Source organism: Desulfopila inferna (assembly GCF_016919005.1).
Lineage (GTDB): Bacteria > Desulfobacterota > Desulfobulbia > Desulfobulbales > Desulfocapsaceae > Desulfopila_A > Desulfopila_A inferna.
Genome location: NZ_JAFFQE010000004.1, coordinates 148,057 through 170,401, shown reverse-complemented (window position 1 = coordinate 170,401; position 22,345 = coordinate 148,057). Strand labels below are relative to the sequence as shown.

At 47.3% G+C, this 22,345-nt stretch carries 22 protein-coding genes; 8 read left to right on the top strand and 14 right to left on the bottom strand.

Translation table 11 applies throughout. From position 1 onward, the window contains the following. Entirely contained in the window at window positions 1–744 is a 744-nt protein-coding gene (locus JWG88_RS11710; RefSeq protein ID WP_205233949.1) for a hypothetical protein, read from the bottom strand. A 499-nt stretch (window positions 745–1,243) separates the two neighbouring features. Here JWG88_RS11710 and JWG88_RS11705 point away from each other — a divergent pair, with 499 nt between their 5' ends. Beyond that, a complete protein-coding gene (locus JWG88_RS11705; protein WP_205233947.1) occupies window positions 1,244–1,603 on the top strand; it encodes a TusE/DsrC/DsvC family sulfur relay protein in 360 nt (119 codons plus the stop codon). A gap of 84 nt (window positions 1,604–1,687) precedes the next feature. Here the strand turns inward: JWG88_RS11705 and JWG88_RS11700 are convergent, their stop codons facing one another. Together JWG88_RS11700 and JWG88_RS11695 are read right to left on the bottom strand one after the other, a co-directional pair. Next, window positions 1,688–2,626, bottom strand: a complete 939-nt coding sequence (locus JWG88_RS11700; protein ID WP_240194436.1) for an alpha/beta hydrolase — start codon at window positions 2,624–2,626, stop codon at window positions 1,688–1,690. A 12-nt stretch (window positions 2,627–2,638) separates the two neighbouring features. Continuing rightward, a complete protein-coding gene (locus JWG88_RS11695; protein WP_205233944.1) occupies window positions 2,639–3,472 on the bottom strand; it encodes an alpha/beta hydrolase in 834 nt (277 codons plus the stop codon). Window positions 3,473–4,096: 624 nt separating this feature from the next. Between JWG88_RS11695 and JWG88_RS11690 the strand changes: the two genes are divergently transcribed. The 6 genes from JWG88_RS11690 to JWG88_RS11665 all read left to right on the top strand — a co-directional run bounded on the left by JWG88_RS11690 (window position 4,097) and on the right by JWG88_RS11665 (window position 9,998). After that, complete coding sequence (locus tag JWG88_RS11690; protein WP_205233942.1) at window positions 4,097–4,492, top strand: RidA family protein; 396 nt, start codon at window positions 4,097–4,099, stop codon at window positions 4,490–4,492. 16 nt (window positions 4,493–4,508) lie between these two features. Further along, window positions 4,509–5,507, top strand: coding sequence for a D-cysteate sulfo-lyase (cuyA, locus tag JWG88_RS11685; RefSeq protein WP_205233940.1), 999 nt, complete (start codon window positions 4,509–4,511; stop codon window positions 5,505–5,507). Between the two features lie 110 nt (window positions 5,508–5,617). Beyond that, the gene (locus tag JWG88_RS11680; RefSeq protein WP_205233938.1) at window positions 5,618–6,886 is read left to right on the top strand and encodes a dicarboxylate/amino acid:cation symporter; all 1,269 of its coding nucleotides are present in this window, start codon (window positions 5,618–5,620) and stop codon (window positions 6,884–6,886) included. Window positions 6,887–7,099: 213 nt separating this feature from the next. Beyond that, window positions 7,100–7,795, top strand: a complete 696-nt coding sequence (locus JWG88_RS11675; protein WP_240194412.1) for a GntR family transcriptional regulator — start codon at window positions 7,100–7,102, stop codon at window positions 7,793–7,795. 250 nt (window positions 7,796–8,045) lie between these two features. Continuing rightward, window positions 8,046–9,071 carry a potassium channel family protein gene (locus JWG88_RS11670; RefSeq protein ID WP_205233936.1) on the top strand — a complete coding sequence of 342 codons (1,026 nt, stop codon included), beginning with the start codon at window positions 8,046–8,048 and terminating at the stop codon, window positions 9,069–9,071. Between the two features lie 375 nt (window positions 9,072–9,446). After that, on the top strand, window positions 9,447–9,998 hold the full coding sequence (locus JWG88_RS11665) for a cysteine hydrolase family protein (RefSeq protein ID WP_205233934.1): 552 nt from the start codon (window positions 9,447–9,449) through the stop codon (window positions 9,996–9,998). 107 nt (window positions 9,999–10,105) lie between these two features. Here JWG88_RS11665 and cimA read toward each other — a convergent pair whose 3' ends face one another. From cimA to JWG88_RS11625, 8 genes are all read right to left on the bottom strand, one after another. Then, window positions 10,106–11,698 (bottom strand): citramalate synthase, encoded by a 1,593-nt coding sequence (gene cimA / locus JWG88_RS11660; protein WP_205233933.1) that lies wholly within the window; start codon window positions 11,696–11,698, stop codon window positions 10,106–10,108. 426 nt (window positions 11,699–12,124) lie between these two features. After that, on the bottom strand, window positions 12,125–13,138 hold the full coding sequence (locus tag JWG88_RS11655; protein WP_205233932.1) for a hypothetical protein: 1,014 nt from the start codon (window positions 13,136–13,138) through the stop codon (window positions 12,125–12,127). A 337-nt stretch (window positions 13,139–13,475) separates the two neighbouring features. After that, window positions 13,476–13,634: a rubredoxin gene (locus JWG88_RS11650; protein WP_205233931.1), complete on the bottom strand. Its 159-nt coding sequence runs from the start codon at window positions 13,632–13,634 to the stop codon at window positions 13,476–13,478. Between the two features lie 212 nt (window positions 13,635–13,846). Continuing rightward, window positions 13,847–14,032 (bottom strand): hypothetical protein, encoded by a 186-nt coding sequence (locus tag JWG88_RS11645; RefSeq protein ID WP_205233930.1) that lies wholly within the window; start codon window positions 14,030–14,032, stop codon window positions 13,847–13,849. Beyond that, complete coding sequence (locus tag JWG88_RS11640) at window positions 14,025–15,044, bottom strand: energy-coupling factor ABC transporter ATP-binding protein (RefSeq protein WP_205233929.1); 1,020 nt, start codon at window positions 15,042–15,044, stop codon at window positions 14,025–14,027. The genes JWG88_RS11645 and JWG88_RS11640 overlap by 8 nt, the downstream gene beginning before the upstream one ends. Continuing rightward, window positions 15,034–15,732, bottom strand: coding sequence for an ABC transporter permease (locus tag JWG88_RS11635; protein ID WP_205233928.1), 699 nt, complete (start codon window positions 15,730–15,732; stop codon window positions 15,034–15,036). The genes JWG88_RS11640 and JWG88_RS11635 overlap by 11 nt, the downstream gene beginning before the upstream one ends. A gap of 81 nt (window positions 15,733–15,813) precedes the next feature. Then, window positions 15,814–16,716, bottom strand: a complete 903-nt coding sequence (locus tag JWG88_RS11630; protein WP_205233927.1) for an ABC transporter substrate-binding protein — start codon at window positions 16,714–16,716, stop codon at window positions 15,814–15,816. Further along, window positions 16,713–17,654 carry a substrate-binding domain-containing protein gene (locus JWG88_RS11625; protein ID WP_205233926.1) on the bottom strand — a complete coding sequence of 314 codons (942 nt, stop codon included), beginning with the start codon at window positions 17,652–17,654 and terminating at the stop codon, window positions 16,713–16,715. Before JWG88_RS11625 ends, JWG88_RS11630 begins: the two co-directional genes overlap by 4 nt. Before the next feature lie 214 nt (window positions 17,655–17,868). On the opposite strand from JWG88_RS11625, the gene JWG88_RS11620 reads away from it, so the two are divergent. Further along, window positions 17,869–18,309: a metal-dependent transcriptional regulator gene (locus JWG88_RS11620; protein WP_205233925.1), complete on the top strand. Its 441-nt coding sequence runs from the start codon at window positions 17,869–17,871 to the stop codon at window positions 18,307–18,309. A gap of 29 nt (window positions 18,310–18,338) precedes the next feature. Here the strand turns inward: JWG88_RS11620 and JWG88_RS11615 are convergent, their stop codons facing one another. Genes JWG88_RS11615 through JWG88_RS22070 form a run of 3 tightly spaced genes read right to left on the bottom strand, consistent with a single transcriptional unit; the run spans window position 18,339 to window position 22,173 of the window. Beyond that, window positions 18,339–18,839 carry a PIN domain-containing protein gene (locus JWG88_RS11615; protein WP_205233924.1) on the bottom strand — a complete coding sequence of 167 codons (501 nt, stop codon included), beginning with the start codon at window positions 18,837–18,839 and terminating at the stop codon, window positions 18,339–18,341. Window positions 18,840–18,859: 20 nt separating this feature from the next. Continuing rightward, the gene (locus tag JWG88_RS11610) at window positions 18,860–21,238 is read right to left on the bottom strand and encodes an acetate--CoA ligase family protein (protein ID WP_337833123.1); all 2,379 of its coding nucleotides are present in this window, start codon (window positions 21,236–21,238) and stop codon (window positions 18,860–18,862) included. 35 nt (window positions 21,239–21,273) lie between these two features. After that, window positions 21,274–22,173 carry an NAD(P)-dependent oxidoreductase gene (locus JWG88_RS22070; RefSeq protein ID WP_353740678.1) on the bottom strand — a complete coding sequence of 300 codons (900 nt, stop codon included), beginning with the start codon at window positions 22,171–22,173 and terminating at the stop codon, window positions 21,274–21,276. Window positions 22,174–22,345 lie beyond the last annotated feature (172 nt).

The following is a 22,345-nucleotide window of genomic DNA, read 5'->3' as shown; positions in this document are numbered from 1 at the left end:
TCACTGAGGCAATTGAAAAGGAAGTACGACGGTATGCGACTGGCCACTGTCAGGTTCAACCAGCTGCAGTCTCAGTTGCTTGGCCGACTGAGCCTCTCCCGGGAAAAAGATAATGCCGTGAGCCAGATTGCCCGGGCCGATGGCTTTATTTTCAAGTGATTTATCGCGCAAATCCCGGACGATGGCAGATCGGGCTTCACCGCCGGCACCTCCCTTAGCGCCTCCAAGTGCCGCACCGGCCGCGCCGCCTACCGCCGCTCCCTTGCCGATAGCGGTGCCGACATTATCTCCACTGACTATACCGATGGCAGCACCGATCAGAGAACCGGCCGCTGCTCCCAGAAATCCGCCGTAAGCGCCCTCCTTGAAAATCTGTTCGGTCTGGGCGTATTTGGTGGCGCGCTCATAAGCAAAACGATCGGACAGAATAGGCCACAGATTATCCTCATTGTCGACCAGATAGGTTTGCGAAGGATTGATTTCCAGCGTTTGGTTGCCCTGATTATCAAAAACCAGCTGCACCGGCAACATGCCGGCGCCACGAATATCAAAACCAAAGGCATTCTTTGCCTGCTCCGAATCGGCAAAGGCCTGGCCACCGATCCAGGTTTTACCGACCTGGACTGTGTTGTGATACGCCTCCGGGGTTTTAAAAGGCAGGGGTTTTGCCTTATAGGCGGTTGAACAGCCGGCAAAGGTAACGACCACAGCCATAGACAAGGATAAAAGCATCCGGTTCAACATGGCAACTTCCTCTTTTTGAAGGGATCTCGGAGCATTTGATACCGGGATTGATTGTCCCGGAGACACCATCAAGGATAATTTCGTAAAAAGCCATTGAAGTTGCCGAGATGGACACTGCGATAAGCACCCGTACAGGCATAAACTCCGACTTCAATAAAGCTCGATACACCAGGAGGAGTATTTGCTTTATCACGGAGTCCTCGATAAATTATACTATGCTTCAATTTGATATACAAGCAACCCAAAATTCCTGCAGTTCAGGTTTGTTTAAATCCGTCCTGTAAAAATGGACTTCAACCATTTCTGCTTAATGCAGTTCAAATTGACCTGACTTGGACCTTGCTATCACAATTCGTTTGCTCTAAAAAAAAGATGTAACGACGCTGAAATACACGCTTTGGCTTCTGCTTTGTCGACAGATCCGGAAAGGTGGTATGATCCTTGCTAATTACTCAGTAAGTTCAAAACATATTTACACACGAATAAGAGGAAAACCATTATGACTGAGATATCCGTAGCAGGAAAAAAAATTACTTTGGACGAGGAAGGTTTTCTGATCAACAAGGAAGATTGGAATCGTGATGTTGCCCATCAGATAGCCAAAAACGAGGGAATCGAAGAACTCGACGATGAGCAAATGGAAATCATCGAATTCATGAGATATTATTGGGGAAAATTCCATGCATTTCCAATACTGAATTATGTCTGCAAAAATATCGGCCATGAAAAAGAATGTGTTCAGCATGAATTTGTCAATCCCATGAAGGCCTGGAAAATCGCCGGTCTGCCGAAGCTTGATGATGTTCATTTTATCTCTTTTGATGGCAAGCACTTTCAAAAGGAAGATCCCCCCGGCTGATCCAGACACCGCAAAAAAGGAGGCGGATCAACAAGACGGGCCAACCTTCAGCAGGCAGGTTTTTGGTTTATTTCATTGCTTCTGTCAAGGTGCACGGTCCTCAATGAACCGCAGCGCCCGTCTCATCGCTTTCCATGAAACCAAAATACTTATATGCCCGTGGTTGAAGCGCTCGATCGGCGGCCGCTCCCAGATCTCCCAGAGTTCCTCGACCCGTGCCTGTGGTGCGAACACATCATGGCGGCCTTCCAGCAGCAGCAGATTACCTCGATCAGTTAAGGGTCGATGATCAACAAGGTTCAATCCATGGAATGGGATCTCACGCCCGGCCAGGCTGCGCCGGATCGGTACACAGAATTCGAGTTCCTCGATTGCCCGATCCATACGCACTATGGGAGACATCACGACCGCAAATTTTAGTCGCTCATCATTGCAGACCAGCAATCCGGCAAGCCAGGCGCCCAGAGAAATTCCCCAGACTCCGATGGGGCCGCAGCCTTCCTGCTTCAACCAGCCCAGCAGAGCGCGTGTATCGGCGATGGCCTGTCTGGTCGATTTGACCATGGCGGAAAGATCGGCCGAGATAAAATCACTGCCGGCTCCAGACGGTGCCCGGCGCCTGCCATGGCAGGGAAGTTCGAACATCAGCAGGTTGATTCCATGTCGGCAGCAATAACGGGCCAGCAAGGGAAATAATAATCGGTAGCAGTTCTCTCCGTTCCAGCCATGCAGCATAATCACCACCGGCCTCTTGCGCCAATTGTCACCGCATCGATAGAATTTGCCGTAAACTTGACTGCTTTGCGGGGCCACCCCCGCAACCGGTGAGTTGCAGGAAAAGTCGAACGATCCGAAAAATTTCATCTCATCGACCGGCTCGACTTGGTTACCGAAAAAGTCTTGTTCTTCAAGGAGTGCTTTGGCTTCCGCCAGGTGGCTGTTGCCATATACCCGTTTTTCCAGGTGAAGCCGAGCCATTCTGATGACGGCGCGGTCAATGAGCTTGACAAGCGGAGCAGCCATGTGTGGCACGATCTACTCTCCCTTGTCCGGGTTTTGCAGGAAGTTGATCACCTCCTTCCACCAGGATGCCTCCGGGTCGTAGTTAAGGGAATTATGCCCTCGACCCTCCTGGATCCAGATGGCTTTTGGGCCGGAATAGGCATCATATAATCTGCGGCCAAGAGAGACCGGGATAATCTCATCTGCGCCGGCAATGAGAACAGCTACCGGTCCACTGTAATCTTTCAGAGCCGTGAGATTATCGTAGCGCTCCCGCAGCAACGTTTCGATGGGCAGGATGGGGTAGTGCTTTTTGCCTACATCAGCCAGGCTGGTAAACGGGGTAATCAGCAGAAGACCATCGATGCGTTCGGGAAACCGTTGCGCCAGATGGCTGGCCACCCCGGTGCCGATAGATTCTCCCACCAGATACAGTCGGTCTTTATCACTGAAAAGATCCGTTACAGCTTCTTCAGCGGCTGCCTTGAAATTCTTCTCTGATGGTCGCCCCGGTCTGGCACCATACCCCGGATATTCAAAGATATAAACGATCCATGGAGCCGATCCCTTCACAGCGGAAAATCCTTCGACGAAATAGTCACGGTGCAAGGCGTAACCGGCATTTCCATGAAAAACCACGATTGAGTTGATATCGTCTTTGCTTTGGGGCAACGGGGATTTCCAGCCGATCAGATCGCCGTTCCCGTTGCGCCATGGTTCCATCCCTTTGGCCTGTGCCTCTTCAAGGAGGCGCTTTTCAGAACCATGACTCGGGAAATAGATCATCTTCCATTGACAGCCGGCCGCCATCAGGACAAGAACTCCATAGACCAGCAACAGGATGCCGAAGGTTTTGAGCAAGATCATAACGAATCCACGACATATTTAACTTTGCGGCTACCCGAATCACGCGTTCCAAAATCAAACAGCCACAGGTAACCGTGATATTGGAGATTTCACGTTACCCTCTTTTGATTATCACACGAATCTTCTTCCGAAACAAGCCAGCCGGCGGCAGAAAAAAACAACTGCATGAATTAACTGCAACAGGATAACTTTTGTTGCTGACGACGGTCCGATGCCATTGGTTAAAACGGTGATGAAGGCACGCCGCTCAGTTCAACAGACAGAGAAGAAGACAGTCATCGTCGTCCCCTTGCAATAGTTCCCCCATATTTCTTTTTAAAAAAGCATAGAAGTTGTGCTGAAGGTAAAATAGAGGATCTAGTATATGTCTAACAAAAAAAAATTCCCTCTCGAAAGCCTACTACTCCCAATCATTTGAATTAATGTAAAATATAGCTAATTCCTATCGTGAATAAGGTTCCTTCATATTCAGGAATACCTGATCAATTTTCGATGAGTTAGATTTTTTTATTGACACGGAAAAATAATAAAGTAAGTTTTTCGATAATCAAAGTGTCGACATTCGACATTTTTTGGGAACCAGATCTGGGCATATATAGCCATCAATTTTTTTAGGTGAACAACATGCAGCAAGAAAAGAAAGCTATCGAAACTAGTGACGCACCAAGTGCAATAGGCCCATATTCACAGGCAATTATGATTGGTGATTTGGTTTTTACATCCGGACAGTTACCTATTAATCCAGCAACGGGAAAAATTACAGAAGGATCAATTACAGGTCAAACACATCAAGCCTTGAAAAATCTCCGTGCAGTGGTTTCAGGCGCAGGTGGCACTTTAGATGATGTGGTTAAAACCACAGTCTATCTGCAGAATATCTCAGATTTTCAGGAAGTAAACTCTATATACGCTGAGTATTTCAAAAGTCCTTTTCCTGCTCGAAGTGCTTTCCAGGTTGCCGCACTTCCTTTAGGAGCGGGTATCGAGATCGAAGCGATCATATCCATACATAAATCTTAACAATAGAGGTATAAAAATGGATCTCACAAAATTTCCAAGAAGACACTACGTTCAAGAACCAACGCCTATTGAATCCTTACCTGCTTTTTCTAAAGCTCTCGGAAATAAAGTAAATATCTACATCAAGCGAGATGACTTACTTCCAGGCTGTGCTGGGGGAAACAAAACAAGAAAACTCGATTTTTGTATTGCAGATGCACTTGAGAAAGGTGCTGATACGATCATTACCTGTGGTGCTGTGCAATCTAACCATTGTCGCCTTACCCTTTCCTGGGCAGTTAAGGAAGGGATGGATTGCCATTTGGTTCTCGAAGAACGGGTGAAAGGAAGCTATAAAGCGGATGGTTCTGGTAATAACTTCTTGTTCAATATCATGGGAGTTACAAGCACTAGGGTTGTTCCGGGTGGCTCAGATATGATGGGCGAGATGGAGAAAGTTGCTGCAGGCTTAAAAGCTGAAGGGAAAAAGCCGTATATAATTCCGGGAGGAGCTTCAAACGCTATAGGAGCAATGGGCTATGTAGCCTGTGCGCAAGAGATAGTACAGCAACTTTTCAATTCCGGCCTGCATATAGACCATATGGTCGTTCCAAGTGGTAGTGCAGGAACACACGCGGGTACTGTTGTCGGTATGTGTGGAACAAACGCCGGTATCCCGGTATCAGGGGTCAATGTTAGTCGCCCTAAGGATGTACAAGAAGGTATTGTCTATAAATTAGCAGAGGAAACAGCTTCACTAGTGGATATGCGTGGTGAGCTTCCAAAAGAAGAAATCACATGTTTCGACCAATATGTTGGACCCGGTTATTCAATACCAACGGATTCTATGATCGAAGCGGTAAAACTTCTTGCCCAGACGGAGTCCATTCTACTTGACCCTGTCTATTCAGGAAAAGCAATGGCTGGCCTTATTGATCTTGTAAGAAATGATCATTTTCCACCAGGCGCCAATGTCCTTTTTCTCCATACTGGAGGCTCACCGGCTCTCTATGCGTATCTTGATACGTTTCAATAATTAATTCCATGGCACCGTTACCCTTGTTTCGGTGCCTTTTTTATATAATCTTGTTTAAGAAGGTTATGACTCCTGTCAAACCTACATCATTTTAATGGAGGGAAATTACGATGAAACTGTATCATAAAATTCTGATTGGCTTAGTTCTTGGAATAATAGCCGGTCTGATTCTTGGAGAAAAAGCTGAGTACTTAAAGCCTATCGGTGATATCTTTATTCGTTGTCTCCGTTTAATAGTTGTTCCCCTGATTCTTGCAACTCTCATTACTGGTGTTGTCAGTACTGGCAATATTAAAAATTTGGGTAAAACAGGAATCAGCACCCTAATTTATTTCATGGCGACAACCACCTTGGCTGTTTGCATAGGATTACTCATTGCAAATATCTTTCAACCTGGAACAGGACTTTCCCTTGGTGAAATTAAAACTTTCACAGCTCCCGATTCTGTTGGACCAGCACAGATGATAGTCAGCATGTTTCCAATGAACCCTATGGAAGCTCTTGCAGAAGGCAATGTTCTGCAGATCATAATCTTCTCATTGCTTTTTGGCGCAGGACTCTCCATGACCGGCGATAAGGGTAAACCCATTGCTGATTTTTTCAAGAGTCTCGCGGAAGTAATGTTCAAAGTTTCTGATATCGTCATTAGCTTTGCTCCTTATGGTGTCTTCGCTCTTATTGCGTGGACAACCGGAAAATTTGGGCTAGATATACTGATGCCAATGGGGGAACTCATTCTGGTTGCCCTCGTTGCCAGCCTTGCACATATTTTTGTCTCTTATTCTATCCTTGTAGCAACTGTCGCTCGCATTTCTCCTTTTGCTTTCCTGAAAAAGACGATGGAACCAGCGTTGGTAGGTTTGTCTACCTGTAGTGCTGCCGCCGCTTTTCCGTTTTCTATGCGAGCACAAAAACAATTGGGTGTCTCACCAAAAGTCTCAGGGTTTACACTGCCCATGGCGCTTACCATAAATATGGATGGAACAGCTCTGTATCAAGCTGTTGCAGCTATGTTTGTTGCCAACGCTTATGGAATTGATCTGTCATTCACCCAGCAGGGAACAATTGTAGCAACGGCAGTGCTAGCCTCGGTTGGAACTGCGAGCATTCCTGGAGGTGGATTAATAATGCTGACCATGGTACTCCAATCGGTTGGCCTGCCTCTTGAAGGGATTGCAATTGTAGCCGGTGTTGATCGTATTTTGGATATGTTCCGCACAACAACCAATATCTTCGGTGATAACTCCGCTGGTGTCGTAGTTGCCTCTTTAGTCGGTGAACTAGATCGTGAGGTAGCAACCACACCTCTCGATAAAATGGAACAAGCGGATGGCGTTCACATAGACAAAGACGGGCGTATTATTGACGAATTGGGATAAATTCACCACCTTTTCTCTCATGGAAAAGTTCTTAATCTAGCATCCTGCAAAGCCTCCTAATTTAGGAGGCTTTGCTTTTTGTTTTAGATTGCAATTAACAACACTTGCAAAGCAGCTAGAAAGTTATATAAGAAATAAACTGGAAAACATGTCCTGATCAAAAATCGTTGTAAATCCTTTGGCGTTCGGTGCCATGTATCGAGGAGTATTATCTTGGATTTCGAAAAGCACACTTACACTGATCGTGTTGTAACCTATGTCAAAGAGTGTATTTTAAACGGCACATATAAACCTGGTGACAAAGTAAAAGAGCTGACCATAGCAAATAAGCTGACAATCAGTCGCGCTCCTGTTCGGGAAGCGCTCCAGATTCTCATCCAGGAAGGGTTGATTGTCTGGAAACCTCAAAAAGGCAAATTCATAACTGAATTAAATTCAGAACAGATACAAAACAGTTATTTTTCAGGTGGAGTCTTAGAAGGTGCTGCCGTTGCTCAAGCCATTCATCTTTATACAGATCGGGATTGTCGGCGTTTAGAAGCAATCGTCGAACAAATGCGGAATATAGCTGAAAACAATAAACCCCTCGATACCATCGCAACCCTAGATGATCAGTTTCATGTGATCCTTTTTTCACGTATTGACAACGAATTACTTAAAGAATTTTGTCGAAGAGCATGCCAGGGACTTTCGAAATTTCTGCTTTTCAAATATTGGATCCAGCTTTTCACTCCAACTGAGGTCTATCTGCGGCATAAACAGATAGTTGAAGCCCTGAAAAAAGGAGACGCAGAGAGACTGGAAAAAGTTGTGCGTAAGCATTATTTCGATGCCGGTGAGAGAATGTCTATTGTGAAACAAGAAACTGAAACACATCGCCATACTGCAGATACCGAAACCGGTAAATGAACTTATCTACGATTATGCACCGGATTCAGCCGAACGAATGAGATTGGAGATCGGATTTTTTACGACGCAATCATATTTGATATCGGACTCTTACGCTTACCAAAAAAATTATAAATCCACTGTCCAAATATCCGCGCCCTCCCGAAAAAGCTGGAAAAAGCCATCCGAAAACGATAGGTTTGGTGCTGGAAACTTCGTGGCAGCTTTTACTGAATTATTATGATTTAATTACTCAAGCAGGAGCGTTGAGTTGATTTTTTTTCTCAGAAGGGTTTTTAAGGTAGCGCTGAAAAGGCAGGGGACTTCGCTTGCTATCATTTACGTACTCCTTTTACTGACTTCCAGTCTTCTGGTAATGCTGGCTGAACCGGCAGAATCGGCACTTACTTCCTTCACCGATGCTGTGTGGTGGGCCGTTGTGACCAGTACAACCGTGGGGTATGGAGATTTATATCCGATATCTACAGCAGGAAGAGTGGTTGCCGTTATCCTCCCTATTTTCTTGGGTGTCGGCGTAAGCGCCGCTTTTATTACCTATCTTGCTTCTATTATTTTTGAACGGAAAGGGAGAAAAATGACAGGTCAAATAGAATATACCGGCAGCGGTCATATCACGATAGTGGGCGCAACGGCGGAAACCTCTTTTCTTATCGAGCAGATTAAGCAAGACGATACCTTTAAAGATATTGATATCGTACTGGCCGCAGATCTTGACCGGCATCCAATGCCCGACACAGACAATGTGATTTTCATAAAGGGCAAACCGGACACTAAACCTACACTTCAGCGCGCCAGTATTGACAAGGCTCAAAGAGTCGTTATTCATACAGGCAGAGACGAAGAAAGTCTTTTCGCTTTAGTCAATGTTATGAAGCTGAAGAGTGAAGATTGTGAGGTAACGGTGCGATGTATTTCAAGCGACGCAGTTGAAACCTTTTCAAGTGTCCCCGGAAAGTTCGAGATTATTGTACAGATGACTGCGGAAATGCTGGTTCAGGCCATTCAGGATAAAACCCACATTCCACTGCAGACCTTACTGACCAATGATAAGGATGAAGAAATATATTATATAGTGGTGCCGCAACTGGATCGGGAATGGCTTTATTGGGATTTACACAACTACCTTAAGGAGAAGTATGATTTCTTGACCTTTGCCCTGCAAACCGATAGAGAAGAATTGGCCATAAATCCTGCCAGGGACATGCCGGTTAAAGAAAATTTCGGCATCTGGCTGATTGCCAGATCCCGTCCGTTGGGAATGGACTGGAAAGGGTGAAGGGAAGAACGCTCGCTGGAGCAGGACCCAGGCGAAGGCTTATTTTATGAAAAGTCATTGACGTCCGAACCCACTCCCACTACAACAAGGACTTGCCGGTCAATACACCGCGACGACGGAACCGAAATGAAAAACCTACGGCTATCATTCCGATCCACCATGATTGACCAATCCGCGGTGCTGGCTCTACAATTGTGTAAAGAGGCTTATGATACTTTCTGGGGTGTTCAGGCCGGTTTTTTTTAGGATCTCGATAAAGATCTACTTTGAAATCATTTGGAATCCTCATCTGATTTCTGAAGAATAAGATATACCGGATCATGCAACCGGCGTATCTTATGCTCCCCCTTGTTTCGTCTGAATAGGAGAAAAAGAATGGACGCATGTCTGGTTATGATCGACCTTCAGAATGACTATTTTCCTGGTGGCAGTATGGAGCTTGTCAATATTCAGCAGGCTGCGGAAAATGCCCAGCAGATATTGAGGAAGTTTCGAAGCAGGAATTGGCCGATAATCCATATCCAACATATATCAACTCGTCCGGGTGCTGTTTTCTTTCTGCCGGATACAACCGGCGCGGAGATAAATGAAACAGTATCTCCTGTAAAAGATGAAAAGATAGTGAAGAAAAACTACCCGAACAGCTTTCGCGAAACAGGACTTTTAGAACAGTTGAGAAAAACGGGGAAAGATACCGTTGTCATTTGCGGAGCTATGAGTCACATGTGTGTTGACGCCACTAGTCGCGCCGCCTTTGATTATGGTTTTAATTGCATTGTCGTTGAAGATGCCTGTGCAACGAGGGATTTAATATTCAAAAATAGAACCATAAAAGCAGCTGATGTCCACGCAGCATTTATGGCTGCTTTATCTGCGGTTTACGCACAAGTTCTTACTGCCGGCAAAACATTAAAAAACATGGCATGAACAAAGCTGCGGAGTGAGCACATGATGTGATTGCTTCGGCTCTGACAGGTTCTATTGGCATTGAACGGAACCGCGACGCCGTTCCTGATGCAGGTGTCATATTTAAGCTACCTGTTCTTATATTCCTTCATCAGCTTATAATTTATGCTGTCGACCATAGCCTGCCAGCTGGCTTCGATGATATTGATGGAAACTCCCACAGTCCCCCAGCTCGACTGTTTATCGGTACTTTCTATGAGAACCCGCACCTTGGCTTCCGTGCCCTTCTCGCCGGTGAGCACCCTCACCTTATAGTCGGAAAGCTCCATCTCTTCCAGGCAGGGATAGACGGGAATAAGAGCTTTTCTGATGGCTTGATCGAGAGCGTTGACCGGACCCTCACCCATGGCGGCGGTATGAACCTCATCGCCCCCTACGGATAAGCGGATGGTAGCTTCGGTCAGCGGCGGTTTGTCCATGCGGTATTTATTGCTCATCACCCGAAAGCCCTTGAATTCGTAGTATTTTCGCTGCACTCCCAGGTACTTGTGCATCAGCAATTCAAAACTTGCCTCGGCGCCCTCATATTGGTAACCAAGATTCTCAAGCTCCTTTAACTCCTCGATAATCGAGCTGAGGACAGGATCGTTGGCATCAATTTTCAGCCCCCACTTTTCCGCCTTATGGAGAATATTAGAACGGCCCGACTGGTCAGAGATCAGTATCCTCCTGATATTACCAACCTTATTTGGTTCAATGTGCTCATAAGTCAGTGGATTTCGCTCAACCGCACTAACATGGATCCCTCCCTTATGGGCGAATGCCGATTCACCGACGTAAGCCTGGAAGCGGTTGTGCTGCAGATTGGCCAGTTCATCAACCAGACGGGATACAGCATAGAGACTGTCGATATTTTTGCGGACCTCGCACTCCAACCCCATCTTGAAGGTCACGGCGGGAATGATGGAGGTCAGATTGGCATTACCGCAGCGCTCGCCATAGCCATTGATGGTGCCCTGAACATGATCCACGCCAAGAGTAAGCGCCAGCAAAGCATTGGCCACAGCCGTCTCGGAATCGTTGTGCGAGTGGATGCCGAGCTTCACCTTGGAGTCGATTGATCCGAGAAAATTCCTGACTTCCTCGATTATCGGCTGCAGCTCATGCGGCAGGGTTCCGCCATTGGTATCGCAGAGCACCAGTGTGTCAGCCCCTCCCTTCACCGCACTGGCCAGAGTGGCCAGGGCATATTCCCGGTTATTCTTGAATCCGTCGAAAAAATGCTCGGCATCATAGAAGAGATGCCTGACCCGACTCCTTAGATACGAGAGGGTATCTTCGATAATGAGGAGGTTATCCTCCAACCCGATGTTGAGAGCATCATGAACATGTATATCCCAGCTTTTTCCAAAAATGGTTACCACCGGAGTGCCGGCAGCAAGCAGGGCCTGAACATTGGCATCCTCCTCCACCTTCTTACGGAAATGCCTGGTTGAGCCAAAGGCTGCCAGCTGTGCATACTTCAGGGAAATGTCCTTCATTTTATTGAAGTAATCCACCGAAACCGGGTTCGAACCCGGCCAGCCTCCCTCGACGAAATCAATTCCCAGATCATCCAGGGCCAGTGTTATCCTCACCTTGTCATCCACCGACAGGTTGAAATCCTCAGACTGGGTGCCATCCCTCAGCGTTGTATCGTATATTTCAATTGACCTTCCCATCTATTCCTCTATATGTTCTGACTGTATAACTTTTTGTCATGATCAAGACTAAAACCCACTGAAAACAGTAATTACCCTAAAATCAGTACAACTTATTCACCACACTATATTTTTTAAATAATCTCTGAGAATGATATCTTATCTTTTTAGAAGGTTATCCGGGCACACCCCTGACTTTTTCCGACAGGAGTAGTCAGCACTCACCCTTTCTTCACTAAAACGTCGCTCTATTCCCTTGGTAATGGCATCCATCCGACTCAATAATAAAATTGACGGAGAAGAAGGTGATATGCAATCCAAATCGATTCCTTCACCTGCCGGCATATAGTAATCTAAATGGCGGCAGATAGCCATTTTTAGCTTAATCTTTTCTGTTTTTCGCACTTGGAGAATTTTTTTGAAAGACAGGCCAGAAAAAAGCGGAGATCAGCTCTTGAGTGATTTTTTGAGGATCTCGTAGGTCCGGAGAAGCTGGATAAACTTTTCCGCTTCTCCGCCTCTGTCCGGATGATGTTTCTTCGCCTTTGCCCTGAACAGTTTTGCCAACTCCATCTTGTTCATCTTTTTAAGGTCATCAATTCCACGGCCGAATACAGCCGTCGTTTCCTCTTCGGACAGAGTTTTCTCCCGCTGGGGCCATCTGAAGCTGCGGTGCGAAGCCCGAAAGCTTTCATAAAAGTCACGAGCGAAAGACGGACGTTCGAAATCATAATCAAAAAAGCGGATGAGATAATCCTCAAGATGGGGGTGCAGAAAACGGCGATCGCCATCTTCCTGCCAGAAACTAGAGTCTTCATTGAGTCGGCACAATTCCGCCACAAACGCTTCCTCCATCCTTTCAGAGTCAAGTGCTTCCGGCATGAAGACCGAATAATTCTCAGAAAATTCCTGTTGCAGGTTGAAGATCACGAAGATGTATTTTTTCAAATCCCTCGAAGGCAGAGACAGCTCCATCTGCTTAAAATAGTATTCCTTTTCATCCCTGCATTTAAAGAGCAACGGTCGATAAATCTTTTCATTGAGACGATAGACCCTGCTCTGGTCCACCGCTCCGTATCGAATGAAGAAAAGCCGCCTCCGATCAAAAATATGAATATACCGTTGCACCTCCTCCTGTTCGGCCGAACTCAACGGCGACAGCCTGCCCTCTGACTTCCTGCCAAATTCCCTGACAAGCCGACGTGCCTCAGCAGACAGAAAATTCCAGAGCAACTCCTCGAGTACAACGGTTGGATCGCCCTCATACACCTGCGCCACCGCACTCTCGAGCGATTCATCAAAATAGTGAATTCTGTCAGTGACATAGTGGATGAATACAGCGGGATCATCGCCTAGATCAAACACCAGACGATAGAGATAGCGGTTGCGGCTCTGATCGTAATAGGATTGTCTGAGCTCATATCTTAGATGGCCTTTGTCCCGTAATCCGGCAAGATACATATTTCATCCTCTTTTCACTTTACCGGAGTATGATGATGAACGTATACAGGCTCCGGCTCTTTAGCATCACGCCATGAAATGCTACTCAACCTCCTATTTTTAGGGTAAGAACGAAATAGGCAATCAACAATGGAAGCCAGTGAAAGAGGATCGGCTAAAAAGCCCAATCTACATCGATGTAGATCTGTATGTCGATTTTTTCCCAGGGTTCGCCCCGGTAACTTCGATGACTTTTAAAAAATTGACAAAGTGAGGAAATTGGAATGAAGCAAAAAAAAGGGCGCCTGAAATTCCAGACGCCCTCGTTCATCCAATCCCCCTGTAAGCAGAATACGATTTAATCCGCTTCCCAGAACTCCTCTTTAGCGGCGCCGCATTTTGGACAGACCCAGTCTTCCGGCACCTTTTCCCACGGTGTACCCGGCTCTACCCCATTTTCATGATCGCCTTCCTCCGGATCATAAATATAGCCGCAAGGACATTCCCATTTCTGCATCGCTACCTCCTTGATGTGGTTAAAATTATTCACCACCGTCCCTGAAAGATTAACCAGCATTCGGAACCTGATTCTGAATACAGTACTCCAACAACGTTGGCGATAATAGAGATGATCTCATAATTTAATCCGCGGAGTCAAGTACACCTCCGATCTAAATCTGAGTTGAAATTTAATAGGAATGATTTTTATTGTCAATAAACTTTATTGTTCTACCTGATTTGATTATCCCTAATCCTCAGCTCAAGGTCGGTGCTGCTGTTTTCACGGGTCTCTGCAGCCTGGACGGCTGCAGCGAAGCCCCCATGGACGGGTTTATGGCGTCCCGATGAAAAGAGCAGTCCCGGCCTGGGCCAGAAAATGCTGAGTTTCAGGGGTAACCAGATTGTTCTATTCATGAAACATGAGCGGCTCCACCGGAATTTTCAGACCGACCATTTGATCTACATGAACAGGACACTGTAAATATTCATCAAGGCTCTGCAGCACCTCAAGGCTGACACCGCAATCGACGGTAATCATGATATCATTATTCACTCTGGCGCTTTTGGTAACCCTGCCCTGCCAGATATTGGCAAGGTCTAAATCGTGATTATCAGTCAGCAGAGAGATTTTCCTTGGATCAATATTGACCATACACGACTTCTCGGGAAAGCCGACTGCACCATCTGCATAGAGTTTGTTTGCACCTCCGATCAAATACCTCCTCACCTTCCCGGACCTTTCGACAAACTCAGCGCGAAATACATTCTCCCGATTCATTGCCGACAGCCTGCCGTTCTGTAAAATGATCGTATGGTCGGCCAGACGACCCGCCTGGGAAAGATAATGGGTGGCAAAGATGAGAGAGACCTTCTTTTCCCGATTGCATCTCTCCAGGATGCTGAGGATTATCTCCTGATTTTCGCTGTCGACATTGGCAGTTGGTTCATCACAGAGCATTACCTCAGGCTCTATAGCCAGAGCACGAGCCAAAGCGACACGTTTGGTTTCGCCACCCGAGAGTTTGTGGGCATCGGCGTCAATAAAGGCCGACATCCCCACCATTTCCAGGACCTCCTTGACCATAACGGCCCGCTTTTTTGCTGGAATCTTGCGGATTTTCAGGCCGAACTCAATATTATTACGGACCGTACCGGTGAAAAGAATAGGATATTGATCCATCAGAGACACCTTTTGCCGGAGTTGGTGCAGTTTTCGCTCGTTGAACTGCACTGCCGCATCTCTGAAGGTGATTTTCCCCTCTGTCGGGTTCTCCAAAAAGGCGAGGATATTCAGCAGGGTGGTTTTCCCGGCGCCGTTTGGACCAATAAGTGTATATACCTTGCCGGCCGCGATATCCAGGGCATCGATATCGAGAATGATGGAATTTCCGTGAATCTTCCTGAGACTGCGGATCTTATAAAGCATCGTTTGCCGTCCTGCCCTGGAAAAAATGGAACAGCATATTTATGATAAAGGCAAAGGTCATCAGGATAATACCGAGGGCAACGGCCAGGACAAATTCTCCCTTATCGTATTCAAGCGCCATCGCCGTGGTCATCGTTCGGGTAAATCCCTTGGCGTTACCACCCAGCATCATCGAGATTCCGACTTCGGCAATGACCCTTCCGAAAGCGGCAATCAGTGCGGCGATGATGCCATAGCGCGCCTCTTTAAAAATTACCCGGGCCATCTGCAATTCATTCGCTCCAAGGGTCAGAGCCGTGGTCCTGTAGCGTCTGTCGATTCGGCTGATTGCCGCAATGGTCAGGGTCGCAATCACCGGAGTGATGAGAATCACCTGACCTATAATAATGGCTTTTTGGGTGTAGAGCAATTCCAGGGGCCCCAGGATGCCTCGCCTGGAAATAATCGAATAGACAACAAGTCCGATCACGACGGTGGGAAGAGCGAGAAGGGTGTTGAGGATGGTAATAACCAGGCGCTTTCCCGGAAACGTCTTAAAAGCCACCAAGAAACCGCAGGGCAAACCCAGAAGAGAGGAAAACAGCGTTGCAAAAAAACTGACGGTAAGTGAAACTCCCACTATCTCCAGAAGTTCACTGTCCAGCGAGATCATCAGCAGGAAAGCCGAATGCAGACTGTCTAACAGCATATGCTCTCCATGATACCCCGGTATGGCTGACATCGTTGTTTTGCTGCAGAAGCACCAGGCATTCTGCAGCAAAGCATCGCACTACTGCAATTCTTCCGAACTGATTGCATCAGGATAAAACAACTGTTTACCGACAAGACGATATTCATTGATAAGCTTTTGGCCCTTTGGCGATATTAGCCAGTTCGCGAACTTTTGGGCCTCATCAAATTTCACATGAGGGTGTTTCTCGGGATTGACGGGAATAACACCATACGGATTAGCCAGCGCCTCCTGCCCTTCAACGATAACCACAAGATCAATCGGCGGAGTTTTGCCATATTTATACTTTATGAATGTTCCCCTGTCTGTCAGAGTATATGCCTGTTTCTCGTCGGCAAATGTTAAGGTTTTACCCATTCCCTGACCGACGGAAATATACCATTTATCAGCCTCTGCCGGAACAATAAATGAAATTTCTTTCTTTTGACCATTTTTGACGAGAATCTGAGTCTTCTCGATAAGCTGCAAATCAGTCAACTTCCAGAGACTTTGTTCCTTTGTATGGGTCCCGCTGTCATCACCACGCGATATGAACAGGGCATTGGCCGTTGCTATTTTTTCCAGGGCCTCGGAGATATTCTCCATTCCCTTTAAGGCGGCGGGATCGGCAGGCGGTCCGATGACTACGAAATCATTGTGCATCACCGCATACCTTTTAGTACCATACCCCTCTTCGACAAATTTCTCTTCCCGGGCTTTGGCATGAACAAAGATAACATCGACATTGCCATCCATACCATCCCGGATTGCCGCGCCGGTTCCTTTGGCGATGACCTTTACCTCTATCCCAGTGTCTTTTTTAAAGGCGGGAAGCAGGATATCCAGCAATCCGGAAGATTGAGTACTTGTTGTGGTCGACATTGTCAGCACCTTCTCTTCTGCCGAAGCGCTACCGATAAGCAGCACCGAAACAGCAATATACAGCAAAATCATTTTTTTCATGGTTCATTCCTTTTGAGATTGTCGGGAAAGATCATCTTTCCGCTCTGTGATATATCGTATCCTAGATATCCACCGGCCAATTCCATAAATCTCTTCTCCTGGAGAATCCCTAAGAAATTCTGGATCCCCCGTTCAAAAAAGCGCTCGCGACTGACCAGCAGGTCAAAACGCTCCCAGCGCAAAGAGATAAAATCAAGATCAAGCATACCGGCCACGGCGCGAATAGCGGGGGCGGCATCGCAACGACCACTGAGAACTTCCAGGCCCGCATCGATGTGGCGGGAAACCTCTCTGGTATATCCCTTAATCTGTGCGGCGCTGATATCGGATCCGGCAATTTCATAATCGAGAAGAAGTCGGGTACCCGTACCCAGGGGGCGATTGACCATGATTATGTCATTCCGGCCAAGATCAGCAACATTCTGAATGTTTTTTGGATTGCCGCGCTGCACCAGCAGGCCCTGCTCCCGCCTGCTGAAATTGATAAATACCGGTGTTCTCTCCAGTTCCTGCTCGGCGAAGTCAAAGTTATATTCCTGATTATCGTCCTGAAGAAGATGACATACCCCGATATGACAGAGCCCTCGTCGTAAACTCTTCAGACCGCCCATACTGCCGACATTGGCGAAAAACGCCACCGTCTCGGAAAATTTTCTATGAAACAGAGTGAGGGTCTGCTGAAAAAGTGGATCATCACTCCCGGCCAGCAACAGGCGTCCCGTCTCGGACGACATCACGGCTGCCTGCACCGGCCCGTTAATCATATTAAGCTCAAGCCACTCCTCGACAAGTCTTCTGGGAAAAAGCCACTTGCCGGTAATCTTAGTTGCCGGCAGTCCCTTATCACTGACCAGGGCATAAACCATCTTTTCATTAACTTTCAGGAGATCGGCCACCTCTTTGGTGGTGATGAACTTATATTGCGGCAATGCTTCCATTTTCCCTCCGTGCAGCCAGTCGGCAATGTATATTATGGTTTCTTTATGTCAACAAACTTACAAAAAATTACCATAAAAGACCATAAATGACGGCAAAAAAATATTCCCGTAAGAGTTGCGCTTTCTCAAATAACTTCGTACTATCCTGACAGCAACAGGAGTTATGTCAATATATTATTAATCCCGGCCGGCTTCCTTCCGGCGGAGCAATACCATGCAATTAAGTGCGAGCCTTGAAGATTACATCGAGACCATCTACCATATAGTTGAAGAAAAACAGGTGGCTCGGGCAAAAAATATTGCCGAAGAGCTGTCCGTCAGTCGCGCCTCAGTAACCGAGGCCCTGAGGGCCTTATCAAGCAAAGGGTTGATCAACTACGCTCCCTATGAGGTCATTACCATGACTCCACTGGGCAAGGAGGTTGCCGAGGATGTGATTTTTCGTCACAACACCCTGAAAAATTTCTTTACCAGAATTTTGACAATCGAGCAGGATATAGCCGAAGACGGCGCCTGTAAGATAGAGCATTCCGCTCCACCCCAGGTGATCGACAGAATGATTGATTTTATGAAATTTGTAGATTCATGCCCGCAGGTGGAAAAGGGGCTGATAAATAAATTTAGGGATTTTATTCAATCAAAGGACAGTATGTAGCTGGTATAGCAGGCCTCTACTACAAGCCATTATGGGAAAAAATCTTTCAGCCTTTCTGCAGGCATATCACCGGCCATGGCAATAATCCTTTCTGAATAATACCCATCCTCGATCAGATTGTTTGTGACCAGACGGCATCGCCCCTCATCAATAATCGCCGCACCATATAGAATCCTTGGCAGAAGCAGACTGTTGGCAAAGGGAATATTCCCGGCCTTGCAATAGTTTGCCGCCTTTCTGTCATCAAGCAGCATAAAGTCGCCATAGCCCTCGTTGTAGAGATGGATGGAACAACTCTCGCCGGCACCCATTCCGGCCAACCTGTGTTTCGCTAATGGGTTTTTCACCACATCGTGGAGGAGGCCGACCAACTCTCCTGCTCCTTTTTTTTGCGGAACGTTCAGTTCTTCATAAACGGATCCGGCGATAATGACGGAATAACTTCTCAAAAAGGTATGAAAAAGCAGGGATTTCTGCAGCAGAATCAACGATGATGAATCAGCCACCACTCTTCTTTGACTTTTCAGCACCAGCCTGGCTCCTTAGAAATTTATGCTTTGTGTTGTATGAAGAGCCTTGTCTGCACATATTTTCCCAAGACCCGAACTGCCTGATCCGCCGACCGGAATACCGCCAAGCCGCTCTCTTCCAGACCATTGGCGATATGATCATATAGAGGACCGCTGTCGACAACCATAACCAACGGCTTGACGGTTTGAGCGTTGAGAGCGGCTATTCCGGCAACAAGACCTTTGCCGTGTGATGCCCCGTCATCGGCAATATGCTCATCCGGCAGCGTATGTAATATCGGCGTGAGAGGAACAATGGCGATTACCACAAGATCGATATTGGCATCATCGAGCAGGCTCTTGATAATTCCTGTATAGACATCCTCGGTGGCCATGGGTGTCACATCCATCGGATTGGCAATGGTGACCAGCTGCTGCAGTCCGGCATTATTAATCAGCATATCCATTTTTTTTACGGTATTCTCCTGGAACTGCACCATTTCCAGAGAGTAATCTTCTCCGAGAATATTATCGGCAATACCTACCGCCTCATAACCGGCATTGCTGACCGCCGCGAGCCTGTTTCCGTTTATCTCCCTGCCATGCAGCGCCCGCGACAGTCGCAGCAACCCCTCGAAATCGGAAAAGGTTTCGGCAACAAAGGCACCCGCCTGGCTGATGCATGACTCGCATACCATATAGTCCCCGGCAATGGAGGCAGTATGTCCGGTCATCGCTGTTTTCCCCTCGGCGGTACGCCCGGCCTTGTAAAAAATGATTTCCTTGCCGGCTGCAATAGATTCCCTTACCGCCTGAGAAAAGGCAAGGCCATCCAGATCAGCAAAACCTTCAACATAAAAGGCTATGGTTTCAAGTTCTTCTTTTTTATTGAAAAATCTGAGAAAGTCAGCAGCCGTCAAATCGATCTGATTACCGATGGAAACCGCATAGGCCGGATCAAGAAAGGAGAGCTTACTCATGCGGGTTATCATATAGGCGCCGCTCTGGCTGACCAATGCGCTTTTTCGCAGGTATCTTCCTCTGCTTTTCGGCAGCTTTGACTCGGGAATAAAAATACCGTCATATCCGCCGGGATGAGAAAGGATTCCCAGGCTGTTGCCTCCCAGAATTACCGGACCGCCGCTTTTTTCCCGGCGCATCTGCTCAATTCGCGCCAGCAGCTCATCCCTTTTATCATTGGCGGACGCATCATCTTCACCGAAGCCACCGGGAACCAGCACCACGCTGTGAGCACGGCCATGCTCCACCACCTGTTCCAGCAGTTCTGGAATTGCCGAACTGTTCACGGCAAGAATCAGGAGGTCGACTTTCTTCGGAATTGATAACAGTTCCGTCACCGTCCTTACACCGTCCAAATGCTGGAATGAAGGATGAACAAGGAAAAGATCTTCTCTGGGAAACCCCATTTTCAGTATATTTTCCAGTATTATTCTGCCGATATTCATTCCTTTTGCGGAAGCCCCGACAATGGCTATCGAGCCGGGATGAAGCAATTTATCAATATTGGCCGAGGGACGCCCGGCATGTTTCCCTTTGGGCGGCCTTGAGAAGCGACACAATCCATCGAGTGGAAGCATCAGGTAATTTGAAAAGGCAAAGGGATTGATTTCGAGCTCATCAATGACATATGGCGCTCCCGGATTCAGTGGGGAAAAGAAGCAGCCCAACTCGATTAACGCGGCGAAGCATTCCAGCAGCTGTTCGTCGGTGACGATACGTTTTCCGCCCCGGGTCAAGCCAGCTAGTTTCCTGTAGGAAATTGTACTCCGAAAAAGGTTGAAGAAATCTTCTCCGCTCACCATTTCGGTGGAGGCGGCAACTACCGCCTGTCCTTTCCTGAATCTTTTGGCATACAGCTCGGTATCCGTCCCTCCAAGACCGGCACTGAGAATCATGCCGAACTCTCGGGTACGCCGCAGACTGACCAGTAGCTCGTTACCAAACTCCCGCGAGTCCGGAACCATATACTGACAGATGATAACTCCCTCGATGGAGTCTGAGATGTGCCGCTTAAGCTCTTCTCCCGTGTTTTCCTGCAGCCCTTCGGCAAGATCGAGTTTTCCCAGACGCACCATCTCCGCAAAAGTCCCAGGTATGTCGGAGTACATACGTCGAAGAGCCGAGAGAATGTCCTCCAACGTCTTGTTGACGATCTGCACTCCGCCAACATCGCTCTTATGCAGAATCAAGGGGGAGACAATTTTAACGACTGCCTTTTCCCCGGGGACCGAGTCGAGATCCTCTTTCTTCAACCGCTCGTTTTTCGGCAAAAATCTATAGGCCGGAGGGGTTTCCGAGCCGGCGTTTTGAATCAGATCATAGACTTCATATTCAAAAAGAAAGCTTCTGCCGGCTCTTTCGGCTTTTTCAAACAGAGTGTTTATAAACGAAAAACTCACATGTGTTTCCATGTACCATCACGACAGTAATTTTTTTATTTATACAAGGTATATAGAGCCTGCGTCCCCATATTTTCGCCGCCTTCCTGAGCCAGTTTCTCATAAAGAGACCTGGCCAGAGTCAATCCGTGCGCGGTCAGTCCTATATTCTCAGCAGACTCCAGCGCTATCCCCATATCCTTGATAAAATGTTTGACAAAAAAACCGGGCTCAAAGTCTCCTGAAATCATGCGGGGGGCCAGATTAGAGAGAGACCAACTGCCGGCGGCGCCCGCTTCTATGGACTGCAGAACCGTCTGCGGATCAAGCCCGGCCTTTTCGGCATATCGTATAGATTCGCAAACACCCATCATGGTGGAGGCTATGGCGATCTGGTTGGCCATTTTACAGTGCTGACCGCTGCCGGCCTTGCCCTGATAGACTATGTTCTTCCCCATAACTTGAAAGAGAGGCAGCACATCGTCAAAAACCTTTTTCTCACCACCAACCATTATTGAAAGCGTTGCCTGCCGGGCACCGATATCGCCGCCGGATACCGGAGCGTCCAGGGCATCGATCCCAAGCTCCCCAGCCTCGGCGTAGATACGGACGGCAAGTTTGGGGCTGCTGGTCGTCATATCGATGAGGACGCTTCCTTTTTTACAGTTTTTTATCAGCCCGCTTTCCCCAAAATATACCTCCTCCACATCGTGTGGATAGCCGACCATGGTTACAATGATATCTGATTTTGCGGCTAGCTGAGCACATTCACACCAGACGGCTCCCTGCTGTAGCAGATCTTCGGCTTTTTCCCTGGTTCTGGTATAGATATTAACGGCATATCCGCTGTTCAGCAAATGCGAGACCATGCTTTTCCCCATCACCCCTGTACCGATAAAGCCGATTACCTTTGCTGTCATTGTCGTCATTCCTTTCTCCTTTGGTTCATATAGAATTGCGCGAATGCACACCGATCCCCTCTTAATTCTCTTATTCTACCTTAGATGCCTGCAGATTTCGAGTACTTGATAAATTGCTCCATTCCACGAAACCGTTGTGCGGTATTTTTTCGATATCAGCTGGTCTCTTTGCCGGGTATCCACAACCGAGCCTGACCATTTTTTACCG

What these genes read in the sequence shown, in the direction of transcription:
- JWG88_RS11710 (WP_205233949.1), bottom strand. Translation starts at nt 744, where the DNA reads ATGTTGAACCGGATGCTTTTATCCTTGTCTATGGCTGTGGTCGTTACC.
- JWG88_RS11705 (WP_205233947.1), top strand. Translation starts at nt 1,244, where the DNA reads ATGACTGAGATATCCGTAGCAGGAAAAAAAATTACTTTGGACGAGGAA.
- JWG88_RS11700 (WP_240194436.1), bottom strand. Translation starts at nt 2,626, where the DNA reads ATGGCTGCTCCGCTTGTCAAGCTCATTGACCGCGCCGTCATCAGAATG.
- JWG88_RS11695 (WP_205233944.1), bottom strand. Translation starts at nt 3,472, where the DNA reads ATGATCTTGCTCAAAACCTTCGGCATCCTGTTGCTGGTCTATGGAGTT.
- JWG88_RS11690 (WP_205233942.1), top strand. Translation starts at nt 4,097, where the DNA reads ATGCAGCAAGAAAAGAAAGCTATCGAAACTAGTGACGCACCAAGTGCA.
- cuyA (WP_205233940.1), top strand. Translation starts at nt 4,509, where the DNA reads ATGGATCTCACAAAATTTCCAAGAAGACACTACGTTCAAGAACCAACG.
- JWG88_RS11680 (WP_205233938.1), top strand. Translation starts at nt 5,618, where the DNA reads ATGAAACTGTATCATAAAATTCTGATTGGCTTAGTTCTTGGAATAATA.
- JWG88_RS11665 (WP_205233934.1), top strand. Translation starts at nt 9,447, where the DNA reads ATGGACGCATGTCTGGTTATGATCGACCTTCAGAATGACTATTTTCCT.
- cimA (WP_205233933.1), bottom strand. Translation starts at nt 11,698, where the DNA reads ATGGGAAGGTCAATTGAAATATACGATACAACGCTGAGGGATGGCACC.
- JWG88_RS11655 (WP_205233932.1), bottom strand. Translation starts at nt 13,138, where the DNA reads ATGTATCTTGCCGGATTACGGGACAAAGGCCATCTAAGATATGAGCTC.
- JWG88_RS11650 (WP_205233931.1), bottom strand. Translation starts at nt 13,634, where the DNA reads ATGCAGAAATGGGAATGTCCTTGCGGCTATATTTATGATCCGGAGGAA.
- JWG88_RS11645 (WP_205233930.1), bottom strand. Translation starts at nt 14,032, where the DNA reads ATGAATAGAACAATCTGGTTACCCCTGAAACTCAGCATTTTCTGGCCC.
- JWG88_RS11640 (WP_205233929.1), bottom strand. Translation starts at nt 15,044, where the DNA reads ATGCTTTATAAGATCCGCAGTCTCAGGAAGATTCACGGAAATTCCATC.
- JWG88_RS11635 (WP_205233928.1), bottom strand. Translation starts at nt 15,732, where the DNA reads ATGCTGTTAGACAGTCTGCATTCGGCTTTCCTGCTGATGATCTCGCTG.
- JWG88_RS11630 (WP_205233927.1), bottom strand. Translation starts at nt 16,716, where the DNA reads ATGAAAAAAATGATTTTGCTGTATATTGCTGTTTCGGTGCTGCTTATC.
- JWG88_RS11625 (WP_205233926.1), bottom strand. Translation starts at nt 17,654, where the DNA reads ATGGAAGCATTGCCGCAATATAAGTTCATCACCACCAAAGAGGTGGCC.
- JWG88_RS11620 (WP_205233925.1), top strand. Translation starts at nt 17,869, where the DNA reads ATGCAATTAAGTGCGAGCCTTGAAGATTACATCGAGACCATCTACCAT.